The sequence below is a fragment of the Nocardioides sp. genome (assembly GCA_037045645.1).
GTDB lineage: Bacteria > Actinomycetota > Actinomycetes > Propionibacteriales > Nocardioidaceae > Nocardioides.
The window spans coordinates 665,834-692,132 of record JBAOIH010000001.1; the positions used below are offsets into that span (position 1 = coordinate 665,834).

At 68.1% G+C, this 26,299-nt stretch carries 25 protein-coding genes, 1 pseudogene and 1 riboswitch; of the genes and pseudogenes, 19 read left to right on the forward strand and 7 right to left on the reverse strand.

The features are described 5' to 3' along the window. The first annotated feature begins 49 nt into the window (after positions 1–49). The 6 genes from V9G04_03225 to pcrA all read left to right on the forward strand — a co-directional run bounded on the left by V9G04_03225 (position 50) and on the right by pcrA (position 6,836). Positions 50–1,324: an ATP-binding protein gene (locus V9G04_03225; GenBank protein MEI2712316.1), complete on the forward strand. Its 1,275-nt coding sequence runs from the start codon at positions 50–52 to the stop codon at positions 1,322–1,324. Next, on the forward strand, positions 1,321–1,977 hold the full coding sequence (locus V9G04_03230) for a response regulator transcription factor (GenBank protein ID MEI2712317.1): 657 nt from the start codon (positions 1,321–1,323) through the stop codon (positions 1,975–1,977). Before V9G04_03225 ends, V9G04_03230 begins: the two co-directional genes overlap by 4 nt. Before the next feature lie 75 nt (positions 1,978–2,052). Further along, the gene (locus V9G04_03235) at positions 2,053–3,495 is read left to right on the forward strand and encodes an APC family permease (GenBank protein MEI2712318.1); all 1,443 of its coding nucleotides are present in this window, start codon (positions 2,053–2,055) and stop codon (positions 3,493–3,495) included. Positions 3,496–3,510: 15 nt separating this feature from the next. Beyond that, positions 3,511–3,975, forward strand: coding sequence for a universal stress protein (locus V9G04_03240; GenBank protein MEI2712319.1), 465 nt, complete (start codon positions 3,511–3,513; stop codon positions 3,973–3,975). A gap of 45 nt (positions 3,976–4,020) precedes the next feature. After that, on the forward strand, positions 4,021–4,365 hold the full coding sequence (locus tag V9G04_03245; GenBank protein MEI2712320.1) for a hypothetical protein: 345 nt from the start codon (positions 4,021–4,023) through the stop codon (positions 4,363–4,365). Positions 4,366–4,415: 50 nt separating this feature from the next. Next, entirely contained in the window at positions 4,416–6,836 is a 2,421-nt protein-coding gene (gene pcrA / locus V9G04_03250; protein ID MEI2712321.1) for a DNA helicase PcrA, read from the forward strand. Positions 6,837–6,905: 69 nt separating this feature from the next. Here pcrA and V9G04_03255 read toward each other — a convergent pair whose 3' ends face one another. Continuing rightward, entirely contained in the window at positions 6,906–7,721 is an 816-nt protein-coding gene (locus V9G04_03255; protein MEI2712322.1) for a M23 family metallopeptidase, read from the reverse strand. A 451-nt stretch (positions 7,722–8,172) separates the two neighbouring features. On the opposite strand from V9G04_03255, the gene sucC reads away from it, so the two are divergent. Next, positions 8,173–9,339 (forward strand): ADP-forming succinate--CoA ligase subunit beta, encoded by a 1,167-nt coding sequence (sucC, locus tag V9G04_03260; GenBank protein MEI2712323.1) that lies wholly within the window; start codon positions 8,173–8,175, stop codon positions 9,337–9,339. 35 nt (positions 9,340–9,374) lie between these two features. After that, positions 9,375–10,268: a succinate--CoA ligase subunit alpha gene (gene sucD, locus V9G04_03265; protein MEI2712324.1), complete on the forward strand. Its 894-nt coding sequence runs from the start codon at positions 9,375–9,377 to the stop codon at positions 10,266–10,268. A gap of 147 nt (positions 10,269–10,415) precedes the next feature. On the opposite strand, the gene V9G04_03270 is transcribed toward sucD, so the two are convergent. From V9G04_03270 to V9G04_03280, 3 genes are all read right to left on the reverse strand, one after another. Beyond that, positions 10,416–11,894, reverse strand: a complete 1,479-nt coding sequence (locus tag V9G04_03270) for a hypothetical protein (protein MEI2712325.1) — start codon at positions 11,892–11,894, stop codon at positions 10,416–10,418. Next, a complete protein-coding gene (locus V9G04_03275) occupies positions 11,887–12,375 on the reverse strand; it encodes a SigE family RNA polymerase sigma factor (GenBank protein MEI2712326.1) in 489 nt (162 codons plus the stop codon). The genes V9G04_03270 and V9G04_03275 overlap by 8 nt, the downstream gene beginning before the upstream one ends. Before the next feature lie 112 nt (positions 12,376–12,487). Next, entirely contained in the window at positions 12,488–14,389 is a 1,902-nt protein-coding gene (locus tag V9G04_03280; GenBank protein MEI2712327.1) for a hypothetical protein, read from the reverse strand. Between the two features lie 110 nt (positions 14,390–14,499). On the opposite strand from V9G04_03280, the gene V9G04_03285 reads away from it, so the two are divergent. The 5 genes from V9G04_03285 to V9G04_03305 all read left to right on the forward strand — a co-directional run bounded on the left by V9G04_03285 (position 14,500) and on the right by V9G04_03305 (position 18,872). Continuing rightward, the gene (locus V9G04_03285) at positions 14,500–15,735 is read left to right on the forward strand and encodes a DUF6350 family protein (GenBank protein MEI2712328.1); all 1,236 of its coding nucleotides are present in this window, start codon (positions 14,500–14,502) and stop codon (positions 15,733–15,735) included. A 15-nt stretch (positions 15,736–15,750) separates the two neighbouring features. Then, on the forward strand, positions 15,751–16,347 hold the full coding sequence (purN, locus tag V9G04_03290; GenBank protein ID MEI2712329.1) for a phosphoribosylglycinamide formyltransferase: 597 nt from the start codon (positions 15,751–15,753) through the stop codon (positions 16,345–16,347). Then, positions 16,344–16,808 carry a histidine phosphatase family protein gene (locus V9G04_03295; GenBank protein MEI2712330.1) on the forward strand — a complete coding sequence of 155 codons (465 nt, stop codon included), beginning with the start codon at positions 16,344–16,346 and terminating at the stop codon, positions 16,806–16,808. Before purN ends, V9G04_03295 begins: the two co-directional genes overlap by 4 nt. A 12-nt stretch (positions 16,809–16,820) precedes the next feature. Beyond that, a riboswitch (ZMP/ZTP riboswitch) is annotated at positions 16,821–16,897 on the forward strand. A 21-nt stretch (positions 16,898–16,918) separates the two neighbouring features. Then, on the forward strand, positions 16,919–18,466 hold the full coding sequence (gene purH, locus V9G04_03300; GenBank protein MEI2712331.1) for a bifunctional phosphoribosylaminoimidazolecarboxamide formyltransferase/IMP cyclohydrolase: 1,548 nt from the start codon (positions 16,919–16,921) through the stop codon (positions 18,464–18,466). A 19-nt stretch (positions 18,467–18,485) separates the two neighbouring features. Further along, positions 18,486–18,872, forward strand: coding sequence for a VOC family protein (locus tag V9G04_03305; protein ID MEI2712332.1), 387 nt, complete (start codon positions 18,486–18,488; stop codon positions 18,870–18,872). Here the strand turns inward: V9G04_03305 and V9G04_03310 are convergent. Beyond that, positions 18,857–20,074, reverse strand: a complete 1,218-nt coding sequence (locus tag V9G04_03310; protein MEI2712333.1) for an MFS transporter — start codon at positions 20,072–20,074, stop codon at positions 18,857–18,859. The genes V9G04_03305 and V9G04_03310 overlap by 16 nt on opposite strands. A 32-nt stretch (positions 20,075–20,106) precedes the next feature. On the opposite strand from V9G04_03310, the gene V9G04_03315 reads away from it, so the two are divergent. The 3 genes from V9G04_03315 (at position 20,107) to V9G04_03325 (ending at position 23,267) form a co-directional block, all read left to right on the forward strand. Then, positions 20,107–21,510, forward strand: a complete 1,404-nt coding sequence (locus V9G04_03315) for a class I SAM-dependent methyltransferase (protein ID MEI2712334.1) — start codon at positions 20,107–20,109, stop codon at positions 21,508–21,510. Positions 21,511–21,626: 116 nt separating this feature from the next. Further along, on the forward strand, positions 21,627–22,187 hold the full coding sequence (locus V9G04_03320) for an NADPH-dependent FMN reductase (protein MEI2712335.1): 561 nt from the start codon (positions 21,627–21,629) through the stop codon (positions 22,185–22,187). Positions 22,188–22,208: 21 nt separating this feature from the next. Then, on the forward strand, positions 22,209–23,267 hold the full coding sequence (locus V9G04_03325; protein MEI2712336.1) for a family 43 glycosylhydrolase: 1,059 nt from the start codon (positions 22,209–22,211) through the stop codon (positions 23,265–23,267). 64 nt (positions 23,268–23,331) lie between these two features. On the opposite strand, the gene V9G04_03330 is transcribed toward V9G04_03325, so the two are convergent. Beyond that, positions 23,332–23,655 (reverse strand): multidrug efflux SMR transporter, encoded by a 324-nt coding sequence (locus V9G04_03330; protein ID MEI2712337.1) that lies wholly within the window; start codon positions 23,653–23,655, stop codon positions 23,332–23,334. Between the two features lie 75 nt (positions 23,656–23,730). On the opposite strand from V9G04_03330, the gene V9G04_03335 reads away from it, so the two are divergent. The 3 genes and pseudogenes from V9G04_03335 (at position 23,731) to V9G04_03345 (ending at position 25,102) form a co-directional block, all read left to right on the forward strand. Further along, positions 23,731–24,282, forward strand: a complete 552-nt coding sequence (locus tag V9G04_03335) for a TetR/AcrR family transcriptional regulator (GenBank protein ID MEI2712338.1) — start codon at positions 23,731–23,733, stop codon at positions 24,280–24,282. A 24-nt stretch (positions 24,283–24,306) separates the two neighbouring features. Beyond that, positions 24,307–24,879, forward strand: a pseudogene (locus tag V9G04_03340) (thioesterase family protein). Between the two features lie 112 nt (positions 24,880–24,991). After that, a complete protein-coding gene (locus V9G04_03345; GenBank protein MEI2712339.1) occupies positions 24,992–25,102 on the forward strand; it encodes a hypothetical protein in 111 nt (36 codons plus the stop codon). 12 nt (positions 25,103–25,114) lie between these two features. Here V9G04_03345 and V9G04_03350 read toward each other — a convergent pair whose 3' ends face one another. After that, positions 25,115–26,290 carry a hypothetical protein gene (locus V9G04_03350; protein ID MEI2712340.1) on the reverse strand — a complete coding sequence of 392 codons (1,176 nt, stop codon included), beginning with the start codon at positions 26,288–26,290 and terminating at the stop codon, positions 25,115–25,117. Between the last annotated feature and the right edge of the window lie 9 nt (positions 26,291–26,299).

The window sequence follows — 26,299 nt, forward strand, 5'->3', positions numbered from 1 at the left end:
GGCGATCCTCATGGTTGTACGCAGGGTGGCGTGTGACGATTGAGCCATCATGACCGCAGCACCCCTCCTCGCCGCGTCGCCGCCCCCGCGGCGCGCCTTTCGCGATTCCTGCGACACCGTCTTCGGCGGCGTCGCATCCGGCCTCGCGCGGCACCTGGGTCGCCAGCCGCTGACGGTCCGGGCAGTCTTCGTCGCGCTCGCGGCCCTGGGGGGTCTGGGCATCGCGCTCTACGGCGGGCTGTGGATGGTGCTGCCCTCCGACGCGCACTTCCAGCGCGATGCACCCGGGCTGGAGAGCGCGAGTCGTACGGGCAAGCGGCCCGGCCGCGTCCGCAGACTGACCGACTCCGGGCCCGCGCTGGTGCTGGGAGTGCTCGCCGTCGGGCTGCTGATGGTGGTCAACGCGGTGCTCGGGACCGGCGCGCTGCTCTGGCCCTTCGTGATCGCCGGACTCGGTATCGCCCTGCTGTGGCGCCAGGCAGACGAGGCGCAACGCGACCGTTGGGTCGTGGAGGGCCGTCTCAACCCGGTCCGCGCGGTCTTCGGCGCGGGCGGCTGGGCCAGTTATGCCCGCGTCGGTGCGGGGCTGGTGCTCGTCTTCATCGCCTTGCTGATGTTCGCTGCCATGACCGGTTCGGCCAGCTCGGCAACCGCGGCGGTCGCGGCAGGACTGCTCGGCACCGTCGGACTGGCGCTCGTCGTCGGCCCGTGGTTCTACCGGCTCGCCGCCGACCTGAACGCCGAGCGTGAGGAACGCGTACGCACCCAAGAGCGCGCCGACGTTGCGGCTCATCTGCACGATTCGGTGCTCCAGACGCTGGCGCTGATCCAGCGCAACAGCGCCGACGCCGCCACCGTGTCGCGGTTGGCCCGCGCCCAGGAGCGCGACCTGCGTGCCTGGTTGTACGCCGGTGAGGCCGCCGACGAGTCGTCGCTGGCCGCCGCCCTGCGCGCTTTCGGAGCCCAGGTCGAGGATGATCACGGCGTGGTCGTGGACGTCGTCACCGTGGGAGATGCGCCGTTCGGTGAATCCGTACGCCCGATCCTCAACGCCGCCCGCGAAGCGATCACCAACGCCGCCAAGCACGCCGGCACCGGCCGGGTCGACGTCTTCGCCGAGGTCACGCCGGGCGAGGTCGCGGTCTTCGTACGCGACCGCGGCGTCGGCTTCGACCCCGACGACGTCGCCACCGACCGACACGGCGTACGCCACTCGATCCTGGACCGGATGACCCGCCACGGCGGGCGTGCCGAGGTCACCTCGACGCCCGGTCAGGGCACCGAGGTCCGCCTGTTCCTGCCGCTGCAAGAGGAGATCCGATGAGCACCCCGATCACCGTCGTGATCGTCGACGACCACGCCATGTTCCGCACCGGCGTACGCGCCGAACTCCAGGCTGCCGGTGTCGGCCGCGTCGACATCCTGGCCGATGCCGAGGATGTCGACACCGCGGTCGCCGCGATCAAGGACGCACAGCCGCAGGTGGTGCTGCTCGACGTGCATCTGCCCGGTGGCGGCGGCGTCGAGGTGATGCGCCGACTGCACGGTTCGGGCAGTGCGCCGCAGTTCCTGGCGCTGTCGGTCAGCGACGCCGCCGACGACGTGATCGGCACGATCCGCGGTGGTGCCCGTGGCTATGTCACCAAGACCATCACCGGGCCACAGCTCGTCGACGCGATCGAGCGGGTCGCCGGGGGAGACGCGGTGTTCTCGCCGCGCCTGGCGGGTTTCGTGCTCGACGCGTTCGCGGGTTCGATCGCGGTCGCCGACGTCGACGAGGACCTCGACCGGCTCACCGAACGTGAGCGTGAGGTGATGCGGCTGATCGCGCGCGGGTACGCGTACAAGGAAGTGGCGAAGGAGCTGTTCATCTCGATCAAGACCGTCGAGACGCATATGAGTTCGGTGCTGCGCAAGCTGCAACTCTCCTCGCGTCACGAACTCACCCGCTGGGCCAGCGACCGCCGCCTGCTCTGATCCGGCACCCCTTCGGGTGGTGACAGGCGACGCGGGCGTCGGGTTGCGTGGCTGAGACACCTTTCGGGAGGTTCCATGGCTGACGCTGCGGGCGCAACCGCTGACGATGTCGGCGACTACCCAGAGTCCGAACTCGAACGCAGCGTCACGGGCAGGCTGCTGTTCTTCTACGTCCTCGGAGACGTGCTCGGCTCGGGCATCTATGTCCTGATCGGGGCGGTCGCGGGCGAGGTCGGCGGCGCCTTCTGGCTGGCCTTCGCGGTCGGCGTCACGATCGCGGCGATCACCGGTTTGGCGTACGCCGAACTCGCCACCAAGTACCCCCAGGCTGCCGGTGCCGCGCTGTATGTCAACAAAGCCTTCGGCAATCGACCGCTCACCTTCCTGGTGACGGTGACCTTCCTCTCGGCCAGTTTCGCCGCAGCGGGGTCGCTGGCCGCCGGCTTCGCGGGCTACTTCGGTGAACTCTGGTCGCCGCCCCCGGCACTGGTGGTCAGCCTGGTCTTCATCGTGATCCTGGCCGTCGTCAATTTCATCGGCATCACCGAGTCGGTGGTGATCAACATGCTGATGACGTTCGTGGAGGTCGCGGGTCTGGTGATCATCGTGATCATCGGCATCTGGTACATCGCCCAAGGCGACGCCGACTTCGGGCGGCTGACCCAGTTCGAGTCCGAGGCCAACCCGATCTTCGCGATCGTGGCCGGGGTGGCATTGGCCTTCTTCGCGATGACCGGATTCGAGAACACCGCAAACCTGGCAGAAGAGACGATCGAACCTGAACGGAACTTCCCGCGCGCGCTGATCGGCGGCATGGTCGCGGCCGGTGTCATCTACGTCCTGGTGGCGATCTCGGCGTCGCTGGTGGTCAAGAGCACCGTCCTCGCCGAGTCGGAGACTGCGCTGATCGAGGTCGTGAAGGCTGGCGTACTCCCGATCTCGGTGACGATCCTGACCACCGTGTTCGCGGTCATCGCCTGCATCGCGATCACCAATACCACCCTGGTCGCGGTCGTCACCCAGCCGCGCATCCTCTACGGCATGGCCCGCGAGGACGTCGTACCCGGCGTCTTCGCCAAGATCCACGCGACCCGGCGCAGCCCCTGGGTCGGCCTGCTCTTCTGTGCGTCGGTGGTGATGCTGCTGCTGGTGATCGGCAACGCCGTCACGGCGGCAGGAGGCGAGGACATCGTGGCCCGTCTCGCCACGGTCACCGTGGCCCTCACCTTGTTCATCTACATGCTGGTGATCGGCGCGGCGTTGAAGCTCAAAGGGGTGGACGAGACCGACAAGACGTTCAAGGCGCCGACCTGGCTGCTGGGTCTAGGAATCGTGGGCAACCTGGTGCTTCTGGTCTACGTGATCGTGACGGACCCGACGTCGCTGTTGTGGTGCGCCGGTCTCATCGCGGTCGGAGGCGTGCTTTTCGTGGTCGAATACTTCTTCGGCCGCCGCAACCGCGACGACGGCGAGGAGCGCGGAGATCCCGAGATCGAGCCCACTCACACCGGTATCTGACCAGAGGAGAGACCCGTGCACGTCATCATCGCCACCGACGGTTCCAAGCAGTCGCTGACTGCCGCGCGTACGTTCAAGAGCTTCGTCGATCCCGAGAAGGTCAGCGACATCTCGGTGATCGCGGTCGTACGCCCCTACTCCGCGGTTGCCTTCGCCGACGACATCTCAACCTCGGGGAAGACGACCTCGGCAGAGTTGTCGTTTCGCAAGGCGGCGCAGAGCGCGACGGAGCGGATCGCCGAGGAGTTCTCCGATTGGGGTCCCAAGGTGCACACCAGGATCCGCGGGGGGTCGCCGGCCAACGAACTCATCAAGGCCGCCAAGCAGCTCAACGCAGGGCTGATCGTGATTGCGGCGGGTGGACGCGGGCTCAGCGACACGGTGCTGATGGGCTCCACCGCCCAGCGAGTGCAGCACTATGCGCCGTGCCCGGTGCTGGTCGTACGCCCCGCTCCACGCCAGCGCAAGAAGAAGGCCTGATCGGCGTTTCCTCTTCTCTTGCCTGGGGTGGGTAGCCTGCGCCGCATGACGATCCTCAAGTCCGCTTTGGTCCTCCTGCACTTCATCGGTTTCGCAGCCCTGCTGGGCGGATTGCTGGTTCAGGTGCGTGAGCCGATCAAGCGGGTGCTCCCGATCATGCGCGACGGGATCGCCACGGCGTTCGTCGCCGGCATCCTGATCGTCGGGGTGTTGGAGGCCGACAAGGACGCCGACGTCAACCACGCCAAGATCGGCGTGAAGTTCACGGTCGCGCTGATCGTCTTCGTGCTGACGATGGTCAACATGCGCAAGGAGCGCATCCCCAACGGGCTCTTCTGGGGTCTGCTCGGTCTGACCCTGCTGAATATGGGCGTCGCCGTCTTCTGGTGAGCCTTCCTCGACCCTGCGGTGTCGGTGCCGCCGACTAGGGTAGGGCCGACATGAGCGACACCCTCCCGCTTCCAGAATTCCAGGCCGATCCGACCCCGCGCACCGAGCGTCGCGGACCTTCGCAGGAGGAATTGCTCGACGGGCTCAACGAGCCACAACGCGCCGCGGTCGTGCACGAGGGGGCGCCACTGCTGGTGGTCGCGGGAGCAGGGTCAGGCAAGACCCGCGTCCTCACGCGCCGCATCGCGTGGCTGGTCTCGCAGCGGCGTGCCCACCCCGGCTCGATCCTGGCGATCACCTTCACCAACAAGGCCGCCGCAGAGATGAAGGAACGCGTCGAGGACCTCGTCGGCAAGCGCGCCCGGATCATGTGGGTGTCGACCTTCCACTCGGCCTGCGTACGCATCCTGCGCAAAGAGATCGACAAGCTCGGCTTCAAGTCCAACTTCTCGATCTATGACGCCGCGGACTCCAAACGGTTGATGAGCCTGGTGCTCGGCGATCTCGAACTCGATCCCAAGCGATATCAACCGGCCGCCGTGCTGCACTGGGTCTCCGATCACAAGAACGATCTGCGCGACGCCGACGATGCCGCCAAGGACACCCGCAACTCCTTCGAGGAGGCGTACGCACGGGCGTACGCCTCCTATCAACGACGGTTGCGCGAAGCGAACGCGCTGGATTTCGACGACCTGATCATGTTGACGGTGCGGATCTTCCAGCAGTTCCCGGAGGTGCGTGAGACCTATCGCCGGCGCTTTCGGCACGTGTTGGTCGACGAATACCAAGACACCAACCACGCGCAGTACGCCCTGATCCACCAACTCTGCGCGGACTCCATGGAGGAGACCGGGGACGACCACGATCGGGTTGCTCCCAGCGAACTCATGGTTGTCGGCGACGCCGACCAGTCGATCTATGCCTTCCGTGGTGCCAACATCCGCAACATCCTCGACTTCGAGCAGGACTTCCCGCAGGCCACCACCATCTTGTTGGAGCAGAACTACCGCTCGACTCAGACGATCCTCGACGCGGCCAACGCGGTGATCACCCGCAACGAATCGCGCAAACCCAAGCGCCTGTGGACCGATCAGGGCCCCGGGGCGGCGGTGGTCGGCTATGTCGCCGACGACGGCTATGACGAGGCGCGCTTCGTCTCCGACGAGATCGATCGGTTGACCGATGGCGCACATGCCCGCGCCGGTGAGGTCGCGGTCTTCTATCGGACCAACGCACAATCGCGTGCGTTCGAAGAGGTGTTCATCCGCACCGGTCAGCCCTACAAAGTGGTCGGAGGTGTCCGCTTCTATGAGCGGCGAGAGGTGCGTGACGCGCTGGCCTACCTGCGGATGCTGGTCAATCCCGCCGACGAGATCTCCTTGCGGCGCGTGCTCAACACGCCCAAGCGCGGCATCGGTGATCGGGCCGAGGCCTGCGTGCAGGCGCTCGCCGAACGCGAGCGGATCACCTTCTGGGACGCGCTCCAGCGAGCAGACGAGGCACCTGGGTTGGCGACCCGATCGTTGCGCAACATCGTCGGCTTTGTCGGGCTGGTCCAGGAGTTGCAGTCGATGGTGGACGCTGGCGAACGCGCCGACGTGATCTTGGAGTCGGTGCTCGACCGCACCGGCTATCTGGCCGAGTTGGAGAACTCCGACGACCCCCAGGACGGCACCCGGGCCGAAAACCTCGCCGAACTCGTCGCGGTGGCCCGCGAGTTCAGCGACGATCCGGTGGCCGGGCCGTCGGCAGACCCGGCGGATGTGGACGCCGGCCAGGTCGCGCCGGGGCTCGCCGACTTCTTGGAGCGGGTAGCGCTCGTCGCCGACTCCGACCAGATCCCCGACGCTCCCGACGAGGACGACGGGGGAGTCGTCACCTTGATGACGCTGCACACCGCGAAGGGGTTGGAGTTTCCGGTCGTGTTCTTGACCGGGTTGGAGGACGGCGTCTTCCCGCACTCGCGTTCCTTGGGCGATCAGCCTGAGTTGGAGGAGGAGCGGCGGCTGGCGTACGTCGGCCTTACCCGCGCCCAACAGCGGCTCTATGTCTCGCGGGCGCTGATGCGTTCGGCCTGGGGCACCCCGGCCCACAACCCGGCCTCGCGTTTTCTCGACGAGATCCCGGCGGAGTTGGTGGACTGGCGGCGCACCGCACAAGCTCAGACCAGATGGAGTCGCCCCGACTGGTCGTCCTCGTCCCCTGCGGCCAGCGGCATGGGCAGCCCGACGGCGGCGGGTCGGCGCAACTTCACCGCCGCCGCGGCGCGTGCGGATGCCGCCTCGAAGTCGAAGCCCGCGCGCGACGTACCCTCTCTCGAGCCGGGGGACAGGGTGCTGCACGACTCGTTCGGGATGGGCACGGTGGTCGCGCTGGAGGGTGCGGCGGAGAAGGCCGTCGCCTCGATCGACTTCGGCTCCGAGGGAGTCAAGCGCCTGCTGTTGCGCTACGCGCCGGTGCAGAAGCTCTGAGCCCCGTCGTCAACTCTGAGCCCTGTCGTCGCCCCGACCTGAGTCGAATCGAGCCCCCGTCGAGATCGCTCAGAACGCCAGGCCGTGCTGCGCGAACGCGCCGACAGGGTCGACGGGGTCACCCGCGCCGGGGCGCACCTCGAGGTGCAGGTGGGGACCGGTGGAGTTGCCGGTGCTCCCCACGGTGCCGATCACGTCGCCACCGTTCACGCGCTCGCCGACGTTGACGTAGATCGAGGTCTGGTGACAGAACCAGATCTCGGTGCCGTCGTCGAGGGTGAGGATGGTGCGGTTGCCATAAGAGCCGGCATAGCCGGTCTCGGTGATGGTGCCGTTCGCGATCGCGTGGATCGGCGTTCCGATCGGAGCCGCGAGGTCCTGACCGGTGTGCACCCGAGACCAGAGATAACTGGCCGCACCGAACGTGGCACTGATGCGGTAGCCGCTCAGCGGCATCACCCAGGCGTTCTCCAAGATGTCCTGAGCGCGGCTCTGCACCTTCTGGTCGACCTGCGCAAGCGCGCTGTTGCGCTCCTTGAGTGCGGTCTCGGCCTGCTTCAGCAGACCGGCTGAGGCGCCACTGCCGCGCGAGGAGGAGGACCGGCTGACCTGTGCGCCCCTGCCGGAGAGCACGTCGCTCGACATCGTTGTCGTGGTTCCGCTCAACGCGCCGGCGGGCGTGTAGGCGAACTCCATCGGTGCCGGTGTGATCTCGGCTGCCTCGACCGCTGTGGTGGCACCGAAGGCGGCGACGGCCAACGTCGCCACACCCGCCACGAGCGGGCCGGACGGCAACAGTCGCAGCGCGCGACGCGGCGGTTTGGCGGCGCGGCGCTTGCCGGCCGTCGGCTGCGTCGAGAGGTGGGGGTTCTCGGTCGGAGACACCTGCGCAATGGCACGGCGAGACGTGCGCGGCGCGCGGTGGTCACCCATAAATCCGATTCCCTTCCCAGAAGTTTGCCTGGCTCGCCCGAGGGGAAAGACCGCCCTTGGAGGTCTGCCCCGAGGCCCAGCGACTTCGGAACGATAACGGAACGGTTACGCATGGCCGAAATCGTGGGGCGACCGCATCATGCCAACAGCGTTCAGCCGTCCGCACGCGTTCTCCACAATTCCGCTGCCCCACGCGGGGAAGACGTGTCCCGAGTTCGCGTTTCGACCGTTCGGCGCACCGAACCGTACGCGTGTCAGATCTCATGCCGAACAGGGGTGAGCACCCCCGGCGCTAACGACTAGGGTGCGGAGAGGACCTGGCCAGGTCGCGCCCCGCAAGGCTCTGGGGACCCCGCGATGGTCGTACGGCCCGCTCAACTACACCCAACAGAAGGACTGATCAGTGGATCTGATGGAGTTTCAGGCGAAGGAGCTCTTCGCCAAGCACGGCGTGACCACCACGCTCGGCACGGTCGTCGAGACCGCCGACGAGGCCAAGGCCGCCGCTGAGCAGTTCGGCGGCGTCACCGTCGTCAAGGCCCAGGTCAAGGCCGGTGGCCGCGGCAAGGCGGGCGGCGTGAAGATCGCGAAGACGCCCGACGAGGCATTCGAGTACGCCAGCAACATCCTCGGCATGGAGATCAAGGGTCTGACGGTCAACCGCGTCCTGGTCACGCCGGCCACCCCGCCGGTGGAGGAGTACTACTTCTCCTATCTGCTCGATCGCTCCAACCGCTCGCACCTGTGCATCGTCTCGGTCGAGGGTGGCGTCGAGATCGAGGAGGTCGCCAAGACCAACCCCGAGGCCGTCCGGAAGATCGACATCAACGCCCTTGAGGGCGTGACACCCGAGAAGGCCGCCGCGATCGTCGACGAGGCCAAGTTCCCCGCAGAGTTGCGCGACCAGGCCATCGAGATGGCCCAGCAGTTGTGGAAGGTGTACGTCGAGGAGGACGCCACCCTCGTCGAGGTCAACCCGCTGGCCCGGTTGGAGGGCGACAAGCTCGAGGCGCTCGACGGCAAGGTGTCGCTCGACGACAACGCCTCGGAGGTCCGCCACCCCGATCACGAGCAGTTCGAGATCCGCGAGGAGGCCGACCCGCTGGAGGCCAAGGCCAAGGATAAGGGCCTCAACTACGTCAAGCTCGACGGCCAGGTCGGGATCATCGGCAACGGCGCCGGTCTGGTGATGAGCACGCTCGACGTGGTGGCGTACGCAGGGGAGAACCACGGCGGCGTCAAGCCCGCCAACTTCCTCGACATCGGCGGTGGCGCCAACGCGCAGGTGATGGCCGACGGCCTCGACGTGATCCTCAACGACCCCGACGTCAAGAGCGTGTTCGTCAACGTCTTCGGCGGCATCACCGCGTGTGACGAGGTCGCCAACGGCATCGTGGGTGCCCTGGGCATCTTGGGCGACGAAGCGACCAAGCCGTTGGTCGTACGACTCGACGGCAACAACGTCGAAGAGGGCCGACGCATCCTCGCCGACGCCAACCACCCGCTGGTGACCATGGTCGACACCATGGACGGCGCCGCCGACAAGGCCGCCGAACTGGCCAACGCCTGATCGCCCGAGACGCTTCGATAAGGACTTAGAACAAGATGTCTATCTACCTCAACAAGGACTCCAAGATCATCGTCCAGGGCATGACCGGCGGCATGGGTGCCAAGCACACCACGCTGATGGTCGAGTCCGGCGCCAACATCGTCGGTGGTGTCAACGCGCGCAAAGCCGGTACCACCGTCGAACTCGGGGGCAAGGAACTGCCCGTCTTCGGCACCGTTGCCGAAGCCATGACCGCGACGGGCGCCAACGTGTCGGTCGCGTTCGTACCTCCCGCTTTCACCAAGGATGCCTGCCTGGAGGCCATCGACGCCGAGATCCCGCTTCTGGTCGTGATCACCGAAGGTGTGCCGGTGCAGGACACCGCCGAGGTCGTGGCGTACCTGGACGGACCCAATAACACTGGGGCGACCCGGATGATCGGCCCCAACTGCCCGGGCATCATCACGCCCGAGGAGTCGCTGGCCGGCATCACGCCGCACACGATCGCGGGCAAGGGCCCGGTCGGTCTGGTGTCGAAGTCCGGCACGCTGACCTACCAGATGATGTACGAGCTCAAGGACCACGGTTTCACCACCGCGATCGGCATCGGGGGAGACCCGATCATCGGCACCACGCACATCGACGCGCTCGAGGCGTTCGAGAAGGACCCCGAGACCAAGGCGATCGTGATGATCGGCGAGATCGGCGGCGACGCAGAGGAGCGCGCGGCGGCGTACATCAAGGAGCACGTGACCAAGCCGGTGGTCGGCTATGTCGCGGGCTTCACCGCCCCCGAGGGCAAGACGATGGGCCACGCCGGCGCCATCGTGTCGGGATCCTCGGGCACCGCGCAGGCCAAGAAGGAGGCCCTCGAAGCTGCGGGCGTCAAGGTCGGCAAGACTCCGTCCGAGACCGCGCAGCTGATGCGGGAGATCCTCGAGTCCCTCTGACCTGTCGCGTTTGTTCCGCCGACAGGCCTCGACCTGTCGCGTTTGCTCCGCGAGACCCCGCCGACCTGTCGCGTTTGCGCACTCCCCTGTGGATGAAAAGTGCATTAGCGACAGGTCGGCGCTGTCTTGGCGAGCAGATGCGACAGGTCAGCAGCCGGCCTGGGTGAAGCCGCACAGCCCGGGGATCAGGTCGGCTGTCACCGAGGTGAGCCCCTCGGCCGCGTCTGCGGACAACGGTCCAGGTGCGTACTCTCCCGAGGCGGCCGTGATCAAGATGCCGCGCCCGCGGCGGGTGAACTGGAAGACCTCGCCACCCATGGCGCCCTCGAACGACTGCCCGAAAGTGGTCGAGTCATAGCCGGTGTCGGAGTCGAGCACGGTCCACAGCAGTTTCGTCCAGCCCATGTCGACGCCCGCGGGAGGAGTCTGGGAGGGACACGTGGCCAGCCGCTCGCGCAATTGTGCGAGCACCTGCGCGGCGCGCTCCGCCGAGTCGTACGAGATCACCTGTCGGGTCTGCGACCACTCCGGCCCATGCCCGCTGCCCACCAAGCGCCCGGTCAGGCCCTCGGCAGGGATCAGCGGCTCGCCACACAGCAGGGTCCGGTCGACCCCGACGAGATCACCGGCCGGCCCCTCCAAGCCGCCACCATCACCGGAGTTGTCGGGGATGCCGGCCAGCAGGTCCAGATCGGGTACGTCACCTTGGCCGACGAGCTCGGACTCGACAGGGTCAGAACTCCAGAAGAGGGCAGCAGCCTCCTCCTGGGGGCTGATCGCCTCGCGGTCTTCACCGAACGCCGCCGCAGCTATCACGGGGCTGAGAGCGCTGGCGTTGGCATCCGGACCGTTCGGTCCGCCGCCGGGCATGCCGTACTGCCACAACAGCACACGGTCGCCCTTCTGCACCACGATCTGTCGGGTCCACCAGCCGGCATCGCAGTTCTGGCAGTCTCCCGACGGTTGCGACCAGCCACCGATCGTCCAGCCGTCGAAGCTGGTGCTCCCGATGTCGAACGCCTGGGAGTCATCAGGACTTTGATTGCCACCGCCGTGCGGCCGGGTGCACTCGGTCACCCACAGCCCAGCGGTGCTGAAGGCGATCTCCGCCGCAGCCTTGTCCTTGAAGAGCAACACCGTCTCCCGCACCTCGGCAAACGGCACCTTGCTGCCTTGAGCCGTCGTCGCGACCGTCTGGCTCGCAAGGTCTTGAGCTCGCAGCAGCCGAGCGACATCTTCGGACGGCTGACAATCCAGGGTCGTCTTGTTGGCGACCACCTTCCAACCGGACAGCGGTACGACACCGGAGTCGAGGCCGTCCTCGGACATGGCGTCGGGAGAGACCAGGACGCCGTCCTCCAGGAGGCGTTCTGTCCCGCCGGTCGGGGTCGTCGAGGCTGTCGTACGCGAAGCCGGGTCGAGGGGGCGATGGGAATCGGTCCCGTTCGAGGCGAGCAGGATGGAGCCGCCCGCGATCGCGGCGACGACCGCGGCACCGGCTCCGACCGCGATGGCGTTGCGGCGCCTTCGGTGTCGGGTGCCCAGGCGGCGTACGTCGGCCGCGTCGAGCGGCTGCGCCACGGGCACGTCGCGCAGTGAGTCGAGGTGCGGCAGGTGCTCAGGCATGGTGTGCTCCTTCGTCGAGCAGGGCGGCAAGCGCGGTGCGGCCTCGTGAGAGTCGAGCCTTGACGGTCCCCTCGGGGGCACCGACCTCGGCGGCGACCTGCGCGACCGGAAGGTCGGCGAGGTGATGCAGCACGATCGCCTGGCGTTGCGCGAAGGGCAGTTGCTTCAGCGCATCCACGACGGCGACGCGGACTTCCGAGACGGGGTGTGCGCTCGATTCCGGAGCCAAGGCTCGGTCGGGAGCGCGGCGCCCAAGCCTCATCCGGCGCCAGCGTGAGATCGCGAGTCGATGGGCGGTCGTACGGATCCAGGCGTCGGGGTTGCCGTCCGACTGCAACTGTGACCGGTGCGCCCAGGCTCGTACGAACGCCTCCTGGACGCAGTCTTGTGCCTCGACGCGGTCACCGATCATGGCGTAGAGCTGGCGGGTCAGCCGTGGGTAGGACCCGGCGTACCACGCGTCGAACTCCGCGGCTTCCATCGCGACGCCCTCTCAGTCGTGTGAAGTTCATCCTGGCCGGAGACCGGCGTGCCCTGGATACGCCGCACCGCAGCATCGGGTTGCGTCGGACCAGCGAGAGAATCCCGAAAGATCAGCGGACTCGGTAAGAAGGCCGGCGAGTCAGCCCTTCTTGCCGGGCTGGTGTCCTGATTGCTGCTTGACCTTCTTGGGGCTCGGCAGGGCGCTGAGGCGCTCCTGACCGCGCCGGGCGACGTTGACGAAGTCGAGATCGGACATGCCGACGCCGGGTGCGGGGATGAAACCGATCTGGGTAACGGCGGTGCCCTGACGCACCAGCGCCATCAGATAGCTCACGCTGCGTTCCTCGGTGACCTCCGTGGTGATCCGCCAGACCAGCAGGTCCCGGGCGGCGGACTCCTCGGCACGCAGTGGCGTCGCGGTAGTGCCCAGGCGCTTGTCGACGCACGTGGCCAGACGTTTGCGAACGTCGCGCACCCACTGGCGTGCCTCGGCGGTCGCAAGTGCCCCCGCGGTCTGGGTGATGCCGAACGTCGCGGGCAGTTTCGCTCGTGGCACCAGGAACGATCGGGTCACCTGTCGAGACATCGTCTCGAGGTTGAACGGCGCTCGCGCGCAGCCACTGGCCGCGAAGTTCGCCTTGGCCTGACGTGGCTCGGTGCCGACCCACGGACGCTGCACCTTCGAAACGGCCGGCAGGTCGATTTCCGCTCAGCAGAGCGGGCGTGCTGCCCACGGGGTAGGGCCTACGTCCGACGAGGTGCGCGCCGGTGCCGCACGCGCCACCCCCCTTGGCTTTGCAGGCGCGGGTGATCGAGCCGCTGAGCAGTCGGACCGTCGCGTCCAGGTCGCGTCCGACCCCGGCTCGCCGGGTCGTGACGATGCTGGTGATCCGGCCGGTGCGAGCCATCGCCACTACCTCGGTGGTCAGCGCCGGGCGCCAACTGCGCAGCACGAACGCAGCGGCGTCGTCGCCGACTCCCGCAAGGTCGTACGTGCCCAAGAGTTGCATACGCGGGTCACGGCACTGCGAGACCCAACGCCTGGCCTGCTTGAGTGCCTGCTGAGCGGTCGTGTCCGAGGCCGAGAGTTCGGCGAGTTGGCGCACGCGGATGTCCGGCTTGCGCTTGACCGACTTGGCCGTGATCGTGCGAAGCAGCGCGCTGGCCGGATCGGGGTCGGCGTACCGCTGCTGCTGGCAGGGCAGCACCAGGCCGTCGCCGTCGGTGTTGCCCGAGGTCGCGCGTGCCTTCCAGGTCCGGCTCTTGTCGAGGCGACGCGCGTCCTTGGTGCGTACGAGATCGGCAGCGACCAGGGCGTCCGGAACCTCGGGTGCCTTGTCGGCCGAGACCTGCGTCGTGGTCTGGTCGGCGGCAGCGAGTGCGGGGCGTACGTCTCCCTGCCCGACGACGATTCCGCTGGCGACCAGCGCCGTGACTGCGGCGGCAGCGCCCAGGACCGTATGGGCCCGTCGCCGGGCGGTGCCGGCGCGGCGGATGATCGAACCACGCGCCCAGCGGTCCTGGGTGAGTTCGGAGCCCAGCGCTTCCAACGTGGCGGGGATCGACACGGTGGGGATGTCGCGGCGTACGGAGAATTGTGCGTTGGCCTGCTGAAGCGCGGTCGCTCCCGCTTCCTCGGAGAGGCCCACTTCGCGTGCGTGCTCGGCCAAGGTGCCGGGTGCGAGCACGGTCAGCAACAGCATCCGGCGTTGTGGCGCGGTGAGCTTGGCCAGGGCGTCCAACGTCGCGGCGTTCTCGGGCGCGAGCCCCTTCTCCTTGTGCCAGACCCGCGCGTTCGCGCGGCGCTGGGCCAACGTCCAGGCCCGGGGGCGTACGTCGGTCTCGGGGTCGGCGAGTCGCGAGACCTTGCGCCAGTGATGCCACGACAAGATGAACGCATCGCGGACTGCTGCGCGCGCGGCCGGCAGGTCGCCGGTGAGCGCGAAGGTCTGCAACAGCAGTCGGTCGCGGGCGTCCTTGTAGAACGCGTCGAAGGCGAGGGTCTCGGGCATAGCGCCCCCAAATTACGCGGTCTTGGGCCGGCGAGCACAACCGCCGTGTGGGGGGTGCGTCGGCGTGGGAACTCCTGGCCGTTCGGAGGGTCGGTGATGATGACAGGGTCATGGTTTCGCTGATCACGTCTTCCCCGACGAACATGGACGAGAGTCCCGCGCCTACGCGCCCGCTGCCGCTCATCGCGGTCGGCGGCGGACTCGTGGCTGCGATGATCACGCTGGCGGGCAGTCTCACAGTCGGCATGCTGGGCTGGTTCCTGGCCGATTCGGGCGCTCACGGCGCCCCCCGCGACGGTCTGCGCATCGGTGCCTTGGGCTGGCTCAGCGCACATCGCTCAGCAGTCACGATCGAGCGCGTGTCGGTGACCATGGTGCCCCTGCTGGTCACGTTGTTGTGTGCGATCGTGGTGTGGAAGGTCGCGCACCGTGTCGGCGACGCCCTCTCGGGTCATGGACCGGATGCGGACCGGCTCGCAGACGGAGAGCGCGACTGGACCGTTCCCGTGGCCACAGGGGGTTTCGCCACCGGCTATGGCGCGGTCCTGCTCGTCACGCAGGCGCTGCTGGCCGACTCGGGTGCCTCCCTGCTGCGCGTGCTGCTCGCGTTGCTCGTGCTCACCGGGGTACTGGTGTTTCCCGCGGTGGCCGCAGGATCAGGGCGTGCCGCGATCTGGGCCTCGCAGTTGCCATCCGCGGTCGTGCCGGCGGCGTTGGCGACGCGTCGGGTGGTGCTGTGGTTCTGTGGCACCGCGTTGGCGCTGCTGGTGGCGGCGCTGGCTCTCAACGCGGGCACCTTCGTCAACGTGATCTCGCAACTGCAACTCAACAAGGGCGGAGTCGTCGCCTATCTCGGGCTGACCCTCGTGCTGGTCCCCAACGCGGTGCTGTGCGCGGGTTCCTATCTGCTCGGCGGCGGGTTCGCGGTCGGGGTGGGTACGACGGTGGCTCCCTCGGGCGTCGTGGTCGGTGCCCTCCCGCTCTTCCCGTTGCTCGCGGCCGTGCCCGGTTCGGGCGAGGTCCCCGTCTGGTCGTCGGCCCTGATCGCTGTGCCTGTGCTGGTGGCTGCCTGCGCGGTCGGGGTCACTCAACGTCGCTTTCCCACGGTGCGCTGGGAGGAAGGCATCGTGCGTGGACTCGGCGCCGGTGTCGCCGCAGGCGTCGTGGTGGTGGCGTTGCTGATGCTCGCCGGCGGCTCGGTCGGCCCGGGTCGGATGCAACAGGTCGGCCCCTTCCTCTTCGACGCGCTCCTGCACGCGATCACGTCCTTCGGTCTCGGCGGCCTGATCGGTGGCGTGGCCCTCACCTGGTGGCAGCGCCGCTCGCTCGCGCGCTCCGACGCCTGACGTACGCTGCCCGCCGTGCGGATCGTCGTCCTCGTCTCCGGTTCGGGGACCAACCTGCAGGCTCTTCTCGACGCTTGCGCCGACCCCTCCTACGGAGCGCAGGTCGTCGCAGTGGGAGCTGACCGTGACCAGATCGAGGGGCTCGCCCGGGCACAACGAAATGGCGTCCCCACCTTCGTAGAGCGGGTCAGCGCCCATCCGTCTCGCGACGACTGGGACACGGCCCTCACCTCGGCGGTGGCCGCGCACGCCCCCGACCTGGTCGTCTCGGCGGGCTTCATGAAACTCCTCGGGCCGCGGTTCCTGGCCACGCATCCCAGCGTCAACACCCACCCGGCGCTGTCGCCGTCCTTCCCCGGGATGCACGCCCCCGCCGACGCGTTGGCGTACGCCGTCAAGATCACCGGTGCCACCCTCTTCGTGGTCGACTCGGGTGTCGACACCGGCGCCATCGTCGCGCAGGTCCCGGTCGCGGTGCTGCCCGACGACGACGTCGAGTCCCTGCACGAACGGATCAAGGTGGCCGAGCGCGCGATGCTCGTCGACACCGTCGGGCGGATGGCGCGGGAGGGCTGGACGGTCGAGGGCCGACGCGTGAGCATCGGGGGATGAGCGTCACGCTGGTGGTCTTGCGCCACGCCAAATCCGATTGGGACGTGCAGGCCTCAGATCGACTGCGACCGCTCGCCAAGCGGGGCGTACGACAGGCGCGGGAGGCCGGCGAGTGGCTGCGTACGCACGGCCCGGTGCTCGAGGTCGCGCTCGTCTCACCTGCGACCCGTGCGCAGCAGACGTGGCAACTGGCCGGCGACCCGGAGGTTGACCGGCGAGATGTCGAGGAGGTCTACACCTTCGACGGGTCCGACCTGGTGGCGGTCGTACGAACCCTGCGCGACGTGCGGTCCGCCGCCTTGGTCGGGCACAACCCCGCGGTGGAGGAGTTGATCCACGCGCTCACCGGGCAGTGGGTCGAGATGCCGACGTCGTGCCTGGCGGTCGTCGAACTCGACGACTGGACGAACGCGGGCGACCGCAGCGGACGTCTGGTGGCCCATGGCCGCCCACCGGCCTGAGGTCGGTTAGCCTTGGCGTCACACGACTGGCGCGGGTGGGTCACCACCAGGGAGTGAACGCCGGAGCATCGTCCGCCTGGGTGCTCCTCTCGCCACCCGAGAGGACCGTCGTGACGTCACCCCAGATCCCGATCAAGCGCGCGCTCGTCAGCGTCTATGACAAGACCGGTCTGGAGGCCTTGGTCACCGCCCTGCACGAACGCGGGGTCGCGCTCGTCTCGACCGGTGGCTCGGCCGCGCTGATCGCAGGTCTCGGTCTGCCGGTGACGAAGGTGGAGGACCTGACCGGCTTCCCGGAGTGCCTCGATGGTCGCGTGAAGACCCTGCACCCTCGTGTGCATGCCGGGATCCTGGCCGACCGGCGCCTAGAGAGCCACGTCGCACAACTGGCGGACCTCGACATCGAGCCCTTCGACCTGGTGGTCTCCAATCTCTACCCGTTCCGCGAGACGGTCGCGTCCGGCGCGACTCCCGACGAGTGCGTCGAGCAGATCGACATCGGCGGCCCGTCGATGGTGCGCGCCGCGGCCAAGAACCACCCCAGCGTCGCGATCGTCACGTCGCCAGATCAGTACGCCGACCTGCTCGCCGCCGTGGATGCGGGTGGCTACACGTTGGAGCAACGCCGGCACCTGGCAGCAGCCGCCTTCGGGCACACGGCGGCGTACGACGCGGCGGTCTCCGCCTGGATGGCCGAGGTCATCGCGCCGGTCGAGGGCGCCCCCGCGACCGTCGCGCACACGTACGCCAAGTCCGCCGACCTGCGCTATGGCGAGAACCCCCACCAGCAGTCGGCCCTCTACGTGGACGGCTCCGGGACGGGACTGGCTGCCGCGACCCAACTGCACGGCAAGGAGATGTCGCACAACAACTACGTCGACACCGATGCAGCCCTGCGGGCGGCGTACGACTTCGACCAGCCCGCGGTGGCGATCATCAAGCACGCCAACCCTTGTGGCATCGCCATCGGCGAGACCATCGCCGAGGCGCACCAGCGCGCACACGCCTGCGACCCGACCTCGGCCTTCGGTGGTGTGATCGCGGCCAATCGTCCTGTGTCGGTGGAGATGGCGCGCGCCGTGGCGGAGGTGTTCACCGAGGTGATCGTCGCCCCGGCGTACGAGGAGGGCGCGCTCGATGTGCTGACCCAGAAGAAGAACGTCCGCGTGCTTGTCGCCGCGCCCGCCCCCGCTGATCGCGAGTTGCGCGCGGTCTCAGGCGGACTGCTCGTGCAGTCGGTGGACCGCGTGGACGCCGACGGTGACGATCCGTCGACCTGGACGCTGGCGGCGGGCGCTGCGGCGTCGTCGGAGGTGCTGGCGGACCTGGCGTTCGCGTGGACGGCCTGCCGTTCGGTCAAGTCCAACGCGATCCTGCTTGCCGCCGACGGCGCGTCCGTGGGCATCGGCATGGGCCAGGTCAACCGAGTCGACTCCTGCCGCCTGGCGGTGGCCCGAGCCGGGGAGCGGGCCGCGGGCTCAGTGGCTGCCTCCGATGCGTTCTTCCCCTTCGAGGACGGCCCGCAGATCCTGCTCGACGCGGGGGTCAAGGCGATCGTGCAGCCCGGAGGATCCGTACGCGACGAGCTCACCGTCGCCGCCTGCGAGACCGCCGGGGTAACGATGTATTTCACCGGGACGCGGCACTTCGCCCACTGAACTACGTCACACTGGCGAGATGATCACTGCGCTGCACCTGCTCATCTACTCCGACGATGCCCCCGCGACCCGCGCCTTCTTCAAAGACGTGCTGCAGTGGCCCTTCGTGGCCGACGACGGCGACTCCGACTGGCTGATCTTCACGACCGGTCCGTCGGAGTTGGGCGTGCACCCGACCCGATCCGAGCACGGCGGAGAGGAGTGGTCCGCGCCTCGGCACCACTCGGTGTCGCTGATGTGCGACGACCTCGACGCCACGATCGGCGACATCGCGTCGCGAGGTGCGCAGCTCAGCGGGGAGCCGATGGAGATGGGCTTCGGCCGCGGCGTGATGGTGCAGGTCCCTGGCGCGGACGACGTACTGCTCTATCAACCGCACCACCCGACCGCCTACGACCGCGCCTGAGCCGCCAACTCGTCGTCGACGAACACCGGCTGGGCAACTCGCATGCCCGCCCAGGTGAACGGGATCGCGGTGGCTGCGAGCAGGATCAGGACGAGTGTCCAGTCCCCGGTCGCCTCGTGGATGATGCCGATCAGGATCGGTCCCAGCCCCGCACAGAGGTAGCCGATCGGTTGCACGAATCCGGACAGTTGCGCAGTCACTGCAGGGTCACGCGTACGCGCCGGGATCAGCGCGATCACGGTCGGGAAGGCGAACCCTGAGAACCCCATCAGCACGGCCCACAGCCACGGCACGGAGGCCGGTGCCACGAGCAGGCCGAGCCAGGAGACCCCGAGCAGGGTGCCGAAGAGCAGGAAGAGGGGGCTCAGGTTCGCCGACCGCGCGATCACGCTGGGCATGACCAGCCCGCCGATCAGCATCACCGCATTGAGCAGCGCGACCATGCCCCCGGCGTACGCCGCGGACAGCCCGGCATCTCGATAGATCTGCGGCATCCAGCCCAGTTGTACGTAACCGGACATCGACTGCATCCCGAAGAAGAGCGTCATCGCCAGTGCCGTAGGGGAGTGCGCGATCCGGCCCGACGGACGTACGACGACAGGGCGTCCCGCGCGGTCGGCGCGATCGCGGAAGGCGAAGAGCAGCCACAACGGCAGTGCCAGCACCGCGAACACGCCCCAGGCGCCCAGCGCCTCCCGCCACCCACGCGACTGCTCCACCAACGGCGTCAACCAGGGCGACAGCGTCCCGCCGACGATCAGGCAGGTGCCGTAGACGGTCGCGAGCATCACCTGCGCCTGACCGCCGTGCTGCTTGATCCAGGCCGGGACCAGCACGTTGCCGATCGCCATCCCGCCGAGGGCGAGCACGCTGAGCAGCAGGAAGCCGGTGATCGACTCGGTGACAGCGCGAGCGATCAGACCGGTGACGATGGCGACCACGCCCAGGGCGATGCCGCCACCCAGTCCGACCCGACGAGAGAGCGCGACCGCGAGCGCCCCGATCAGCCCGAAACACAGGCCGGGCAGACCGGTGAGGACACCGGCGGTCGAAGCGCCCATGTCGAGTCCGCCGCGGATCTCTTCCAGCAGTGGGCCGATCGACCCGGCGCCTGGGCGCAGGTTGATCCCGACCAGCACCACCGCGATCAGCGCGATCAGCGCACCCTCAGTGCGGTGCGTCGAGCGTGGGTCAGATGACACCGGTGCAGCGTATGACCTGGCAGGCTGGACCCGTGCCCGATCTCGTGTTCTCCGAGCCCCGACTCGCCCGCCTCTATGACCTCTTCGATCCCGATCGCTCTGACTTGGACCACTACCTGGCGATCGTCGACGAGTTCGGCGCCCGCCGGGTGCTCGATGTCGGCTGCGGCACGGGGGTCTTCGCACTCCTGCTGGCCGAGCGCGGATTAGACGTCACCGGCGTCGATCCTGCTACGGCGAGCCTCGACGTGGCACGCGCTAAGCCAGGGGCCGAGAGGGTGCGCTGGGTCGAGGCCGACGCGACCCAGTTGCCGGTCGCCGAAGACTTCGATGTGGTGACCATGACGGGCAATGTCGCCCAGGTCTTCTTGACTGACGAGGAGTGGGAGAGGGTCCTCACCCGCGCAGCGGCAGTCCTCGCACCCGGAGGTCATCTCGTCTTCGAGACCCGCGACCCGGCCCAGCGCGCCTGGGTCGACTGGACGCCCGACAACTCCCACATCCGCGCGCATGACGAGGTCGAGGGCTGGGTGGAGACCTGGCACGAGGTGACCGACGTACGCCCACCCCTGGTCACTTTCTCCGCGCACACCACCTTCGCCGACGGGTCGAAGTTGCGCAGCGAGTCCACGCTGCGTTTTCGCACCCGCGACGAGGTGGAGGCATCCCTCGAAGCGGCGGGCTTCGACCTGGTGGACGTACGCGATGCGCCCGACCGCGCGGGCAAGGAATTCGTCTTCATCGCGCGCAAACCCGCTGATGAGCGAGACAACCGCGACCGGGGATGGCGTGACCTCGAACGCATCGATGCGGCTCTCGAACGCGGCGATATCGACGAGGCACAGTGGCATCAGCGCATCCTGGACCTGATCGAACCCGCGTACTTGGCGGGAGAAACCCCGCACGCTCAGTCGGGCAAGGGTGGAGACGCTGCGGCCTGGGAGCACGGTCGCAGACTGCTGTGCGACGCGATCGATCGCGACGGCAGCTTCCTCGACATCGGCTGCGCCAACGGGCTGCTGATGGCAGACGTACGCCGTTGGTCGGGCGAGGACGGTCACGATCTCGAGCCCTACGGACTCGACATCAGCGAGCGCCTCGTGGAGTTGGCCCGCTCGCGCTATCCCGAGTGGGCCGATCGCCTCGTGGTCGGCAACGCCCTGCACTGGCGTCCGTCACGTCGCTTCACGTTCGTGCGGACCGGCCTGGAATACGTACCTCGGCACCGCCGCGCCCAACTGCTGCAACACCTCCTCGATCACGCGGTCGAGCCAGGCGGCAGGCTGATCATCGGCGTGCAGAATCTGGCTGCCGACGAGTCGCTCGTCCCCGAACTCCAGGCGTGGGGCTACCGCGTCGCGGGGGAGACCCGCCGACCACACCGGACGAGCGGGCTGACGTACACCGCGTTCTGGATCGACCGCCCCGTGGAATGAATCCGGATCGAGGGTGGTTGAGCCTTCAATCAAATCCCGATAGTCCAGTGCGAAATGGTTGCCCTCGGCACGAAAATACGACCATTTCGCACTGGACTACCCAAGAAGGAGCAAGCATGAAGATCGCGATCATCGTCGGCAGCACCCGCCCGGGCCGTGCTGGCTCAGCCGTTGGCGCCTGGGTCAAGGAGCAGGCCGATGCCCGCGGTGGTCAGGCGACCTACGACCTGCTCGAGCTCGCCGACTTCGAGCTCGACCTGCTCAACGAACCCACGGTCCCCGGTGCCGCGAACCGGGAGTACGAGAACCCGAAGACGCGCGAGTGGAGCAAGGTCATCGACTCCTACGACGGCTTCGTCTTCGTCACCCCGGAGTACAACCACGGAGTCCCGGCAGCCCTCAAGAACGCCGTCGACGTGCTCTATCCCGAGTGGAACCACAAGGCGATCACGTTCGTGGGGTACGGCGCCGCGTCCGGTGTCCGCTCCGTCGAGCACTGGCGCCAGATCGTGGCCAACGCGATGATGCAGGCCACCCGGGCCCAACTCGAGCTCTCGGTGTTCACCGACTTCGGCGAGAACGGCTTCGCGCCGAGCGAGCGCCGTGAGGGCGAACTGAAGACCGCCCTGGATCAACTCGAGGCGCTGACCGGCGCGGTGAAGCAGCTTCGCGGCTGACCACCGCCTACCATCCGCCGCGTGGACAGGCGCGGCGGATGGGGATTGGTCGGTCTGCTGGTGGGCGCTCTGGTCTGGACCGCGGGCCCGGCAGTGGCCAAGCCCGAGCCTCCGCGGCCGATCCTCAACGAGAACTTCCCCGATCCGGCGGTCGTGGCGACCGGCTCGGGCCTGGTCGGTTTCGCGACCGGCGAGTTGACCCCGGCCGCGTGGGCGACGAGTGAGCGTGGCCGCTGGCAGCGCAATGGTCCGGCGCTCACGCGCCTGCCCGATTGGTCCAGCGAGGGCGGCGTGTGGGCCGTCGATGTCGTACGCGCTGGCGGTCAGTGGGTGATGTACTACGCGGCGCCGGTCGACGGGATCGTCGAGTACGGCCGGTGCATCGGCGTGGCGGTAGCCGCACGGCCGCGCGATCGCTTCCGACCGGTCGGCGGACGACCGCTGGTGTGTCCGGAGTACGCCGACACCCCGCGTGCGGAAGACACCATGGAGCCGGTGGACGTCAGCCTTCCGCGGGCCGGTGTGATCGACCCGAGTCACTTCACCGACCTCGACGGCATGCCGTACCTGCTCTACAAGACCGACCGGATCCCCTCGTCGATCCGGATCGTGCCGCTGTCCGACGACGGCCTGCACGTACGCAAAGGGTTGATCAGCCAGGAACTCTTCCGCGTCGACGGAGTCTTCGAGAATCCCCACATCATCCGTCGCCCTCGCGACTTCGTGATGTTGGTGTCGCGGGGCGACTGGACCAAGTGTGAGTACCGCACGGACTGGATCAGGTCGCCGTCGCTGGTCGATTGGTCGGTCGTCCAGTCCGGCATCCTGCTGGAGAAGCGCACCTCGGGGCTATGCGGTCCAGGCGGTGCTGATCTCGTCGAGATCCCGGGGAAGAAGCAACCGCGACTGTTCTTCCACGCGTGGACGTGTCATCGCCGCCCCGAGCCGTGCCGCGGTCCCAAGGAGACCAAGTGGGATCACCACTGGAAGCGCTACCAGGGCGTGCGCGCCCTCTATGCCGCGCGCGTCGGGTGGCGCCAGGGGCGGCCACGCATCGCCGGCTGGGTCTCCGGCCGCTAGCCCGCGTGCGCGACCCGGTGGTTGCGGAGGGTGCTGAAGGCACCCGTCTCGAAACCACCACCGCTCAGTGCGCACCTACCAGGTTGAGGCCGATCACCCCTGCCACGATCAGCCCCAGCGACGCGGCCTTCCACGCCGACATCTGCTCGCCGAGCGCCAACACGCCGATCACCGCCACGAGTGCGGTGCCCAGGCCAGACCAGATGGCGTACGTCGTGGACACCGGGATGGTGCGGACGACCAGTGTCAGCAGCCAGATCGACACGGCGTAGCCCGCGACGACCACCGCAGTCCAACCAGGGTTGGTGAAGCCCTCCGCGCGGGGCAGGAGCGCGGTCGCCACCACCTCCACGGCGATCGCAACAGCGAGCAGCAGGGCGGCGCTCATGACAGGTTCTCCTCGAGTTCATTTGTAGCGGTCGCTACATCAGTGCAGAAATGTAGCATCTGCTACGTTGCGAGTGTGAGTCGTCGCGACGAGATCTTGGACGCCTCGGTGGCGTACGTGCTCCAGCACGGCCTGATCGGGTTGACCTTGCGACCTCTCGCCGCGGAGATCGGCACCAGCGACCGGATGCTGATCTATCACTTCGAGTCGCGTGATTCCCTCGTCGCCGCAGTCGTCGCCAGAATCGGCGACCAGGGGACTGCCGCGTTGGACGCGATGCCGGCCGCACCATCCGTACGTTCGGCAGTCAACCGGCTCTGGGCGGCCTTCCAGAAAGACCCGCTGCGGCGCTGCCAGGACGTCTATCTCCAGGCCGCCGCAACCGGCCTGATCGGCACCGAACCCCACCGCACGCTGGCGAGGGAGTCCAATGCGCGCTGGACCGAGGCGCTGGCGTCGTACCTGCGCCGCAGTGGCGCACCGCCGCGGCGCGTCCATCGCATCGTGACCCTCGTGGACTCGGCGCTCTACGGCTTCCACCTCGACCTCGCCACCGACCGGCCGGACGAACTCGCGCGTGGCGTGGATGATCTGGCGCGGGCCGCCCAGGCGCTCGCCATCGCCTGAACAGCGCTGACTACGCTGCGACGCGTGACAGCTGAATTCGACCGCGACACCGCCATCACCCGCGTCGACAACACCACCTTCACCGCGCAGATCAGTGCGGGCTGGGCCATCGGCGAGGCCGTCAACGGTGGCTATCTGCTGGCCCTGCTCGGGCGGGTTCTGCGAGAGGTCACCGACAAGCCGGACCCGTTGGTCGTGTCGGCCTACTACCTCGGCCCCACCCTGGGCGGCGAGGCGACGATCTCGACCCGAGTGGTGCGCGACGGCAAGGGCACCGCCACGTTGGCCGCCGATCTGGTCCAGGAGGGCCACACCCGGATCACCCTGTTGGCGACCTATGGCCGCCTCGACGTGCTGCCCGACGACGTCCGCACCACCGCCGTCGAGCCCGACCTGCCGCCTTTGGAGAAGTGTCTCGGCCCGGGTGACGCGCCCGGCGCGGTGGTGCCGGAGATCATGAATCGCTTCGACCTTCGCCTCGACCCCGACACCGTCGGCTGGGCGTTGGGAGCGCCGAGCGGGCGCGGCCTGCTGCAGGGCTGGTTCCGTCTCCACGACGAGCGCGAACCCGATCCACTCTCGCTGCTGCTCGTGGTCGACGCACTTCCGCCGGTGACCTTCGACCTCGGCATGATGGGTTGGGCCCCGACGATGGAGGCTCACCGCGCACGTACGCGCAGAGCCCGCGCCCGGCTGGCTCAAGGTCAAGATCACCACGCACAACGTCGCGGGCGGTCTCTTCGAGGAGGACTGCGAGGTCTGGGACTCGACCGGGCGACTGGTCGCCCAGAGTCGGCAGCTGGCCAAGCAGCCCCGTTGAGTCGGGGCAGCGTCACCCGCGACGCCCGAAGCGCCCCTTGATCAGCCGCTTCCAGGACCGCTCCAGATGCAGCGGCAGATCGCGTACCCAACCCTGCTTGTCCAGCCAGCGTTGGCGCTCCAAACGGCGCCGCTTCATCGCATAGACCCAGCGCCGACGAGGGTGCTCACTGACCGACCACAAGGTGTCGGTCTCGGGCCAGTACGACAGATCCTCGGGCCCCATCGGAGTCGCGAAGAGATGCTCCCGCATCCGCGTGCCGGATCCGACGAACATCGAGCCCGGAGCCCAAGGCCCGCGCGAGACGCTGACGTAATACTGCCCCCCGACGAGCACGGCCCCCTGCATCTGCCGGATGCCGCTCTCGTCGATCGCGATCGGTCGTGAGAAACCGTCCTCACCCGTCTCCAGGAGTCGAGTCGAGGCATCGAGGTGGAATCGCGCCAGTCGGGTCGACTGCCTGCCCCGGCCGTACTCCCCGGCGACGATCACCGGCGGCTCGGCGCTGCGATCCAACGACAGGAACGAATAGCGCAGTTGCTCGCGCTTGTCGTGCGACACCGCCTTGTAGCGAAAACGCACCGGCAACACGAAGTGGTGGCCATAGGACGCAACGCGGCCGTTGTCGAGGATCCCGAACTTCTCCGGCACCTCGTTGTCGTTGTCGACTCGCATGATGTCGTCCACCCGGCAGGTCACGAACCCGCGCGAGGTCGCGGCGATGTGCAGATAGGGACCGCACCACACGATCCCTCCGGCGTGGATGCGTACGGGTTCCAGGCGCAACCTCTTGTCCTTGCCGAGGATCGGCTCCACCAGCAGCACGTGGCGATAGCGCAGCGTGTCGAGGTCCAAGAAGGTCACCCGCGAACCCATCTTCGCCTTCGAATACCAGGTCAGGACCACCACATTGCGATCCAGCGCGATCACCTCGGGGTCGCTGGCCTCCGAGGAGTTCGTGATGCCTTGGGGCCACCACGACTCGTCCCGCTGGTCATAGCGGTCGAAGGCGTACGCCCGACTCACCGCGCGCCCGATCCGGCGTGGGACGACCGCTCGGCGCGCCCGGTACTTGAGGTTGTCGAGCACCTCGTCGAGACCGGCGGCGCCACCCAGCAGACCAGCGAGCGCGGCGATCTCGTCGACATTCTCGTCGGTGCGCTCCAGATGCAGGCCGGAAGTGGTCACGGCGAGCAG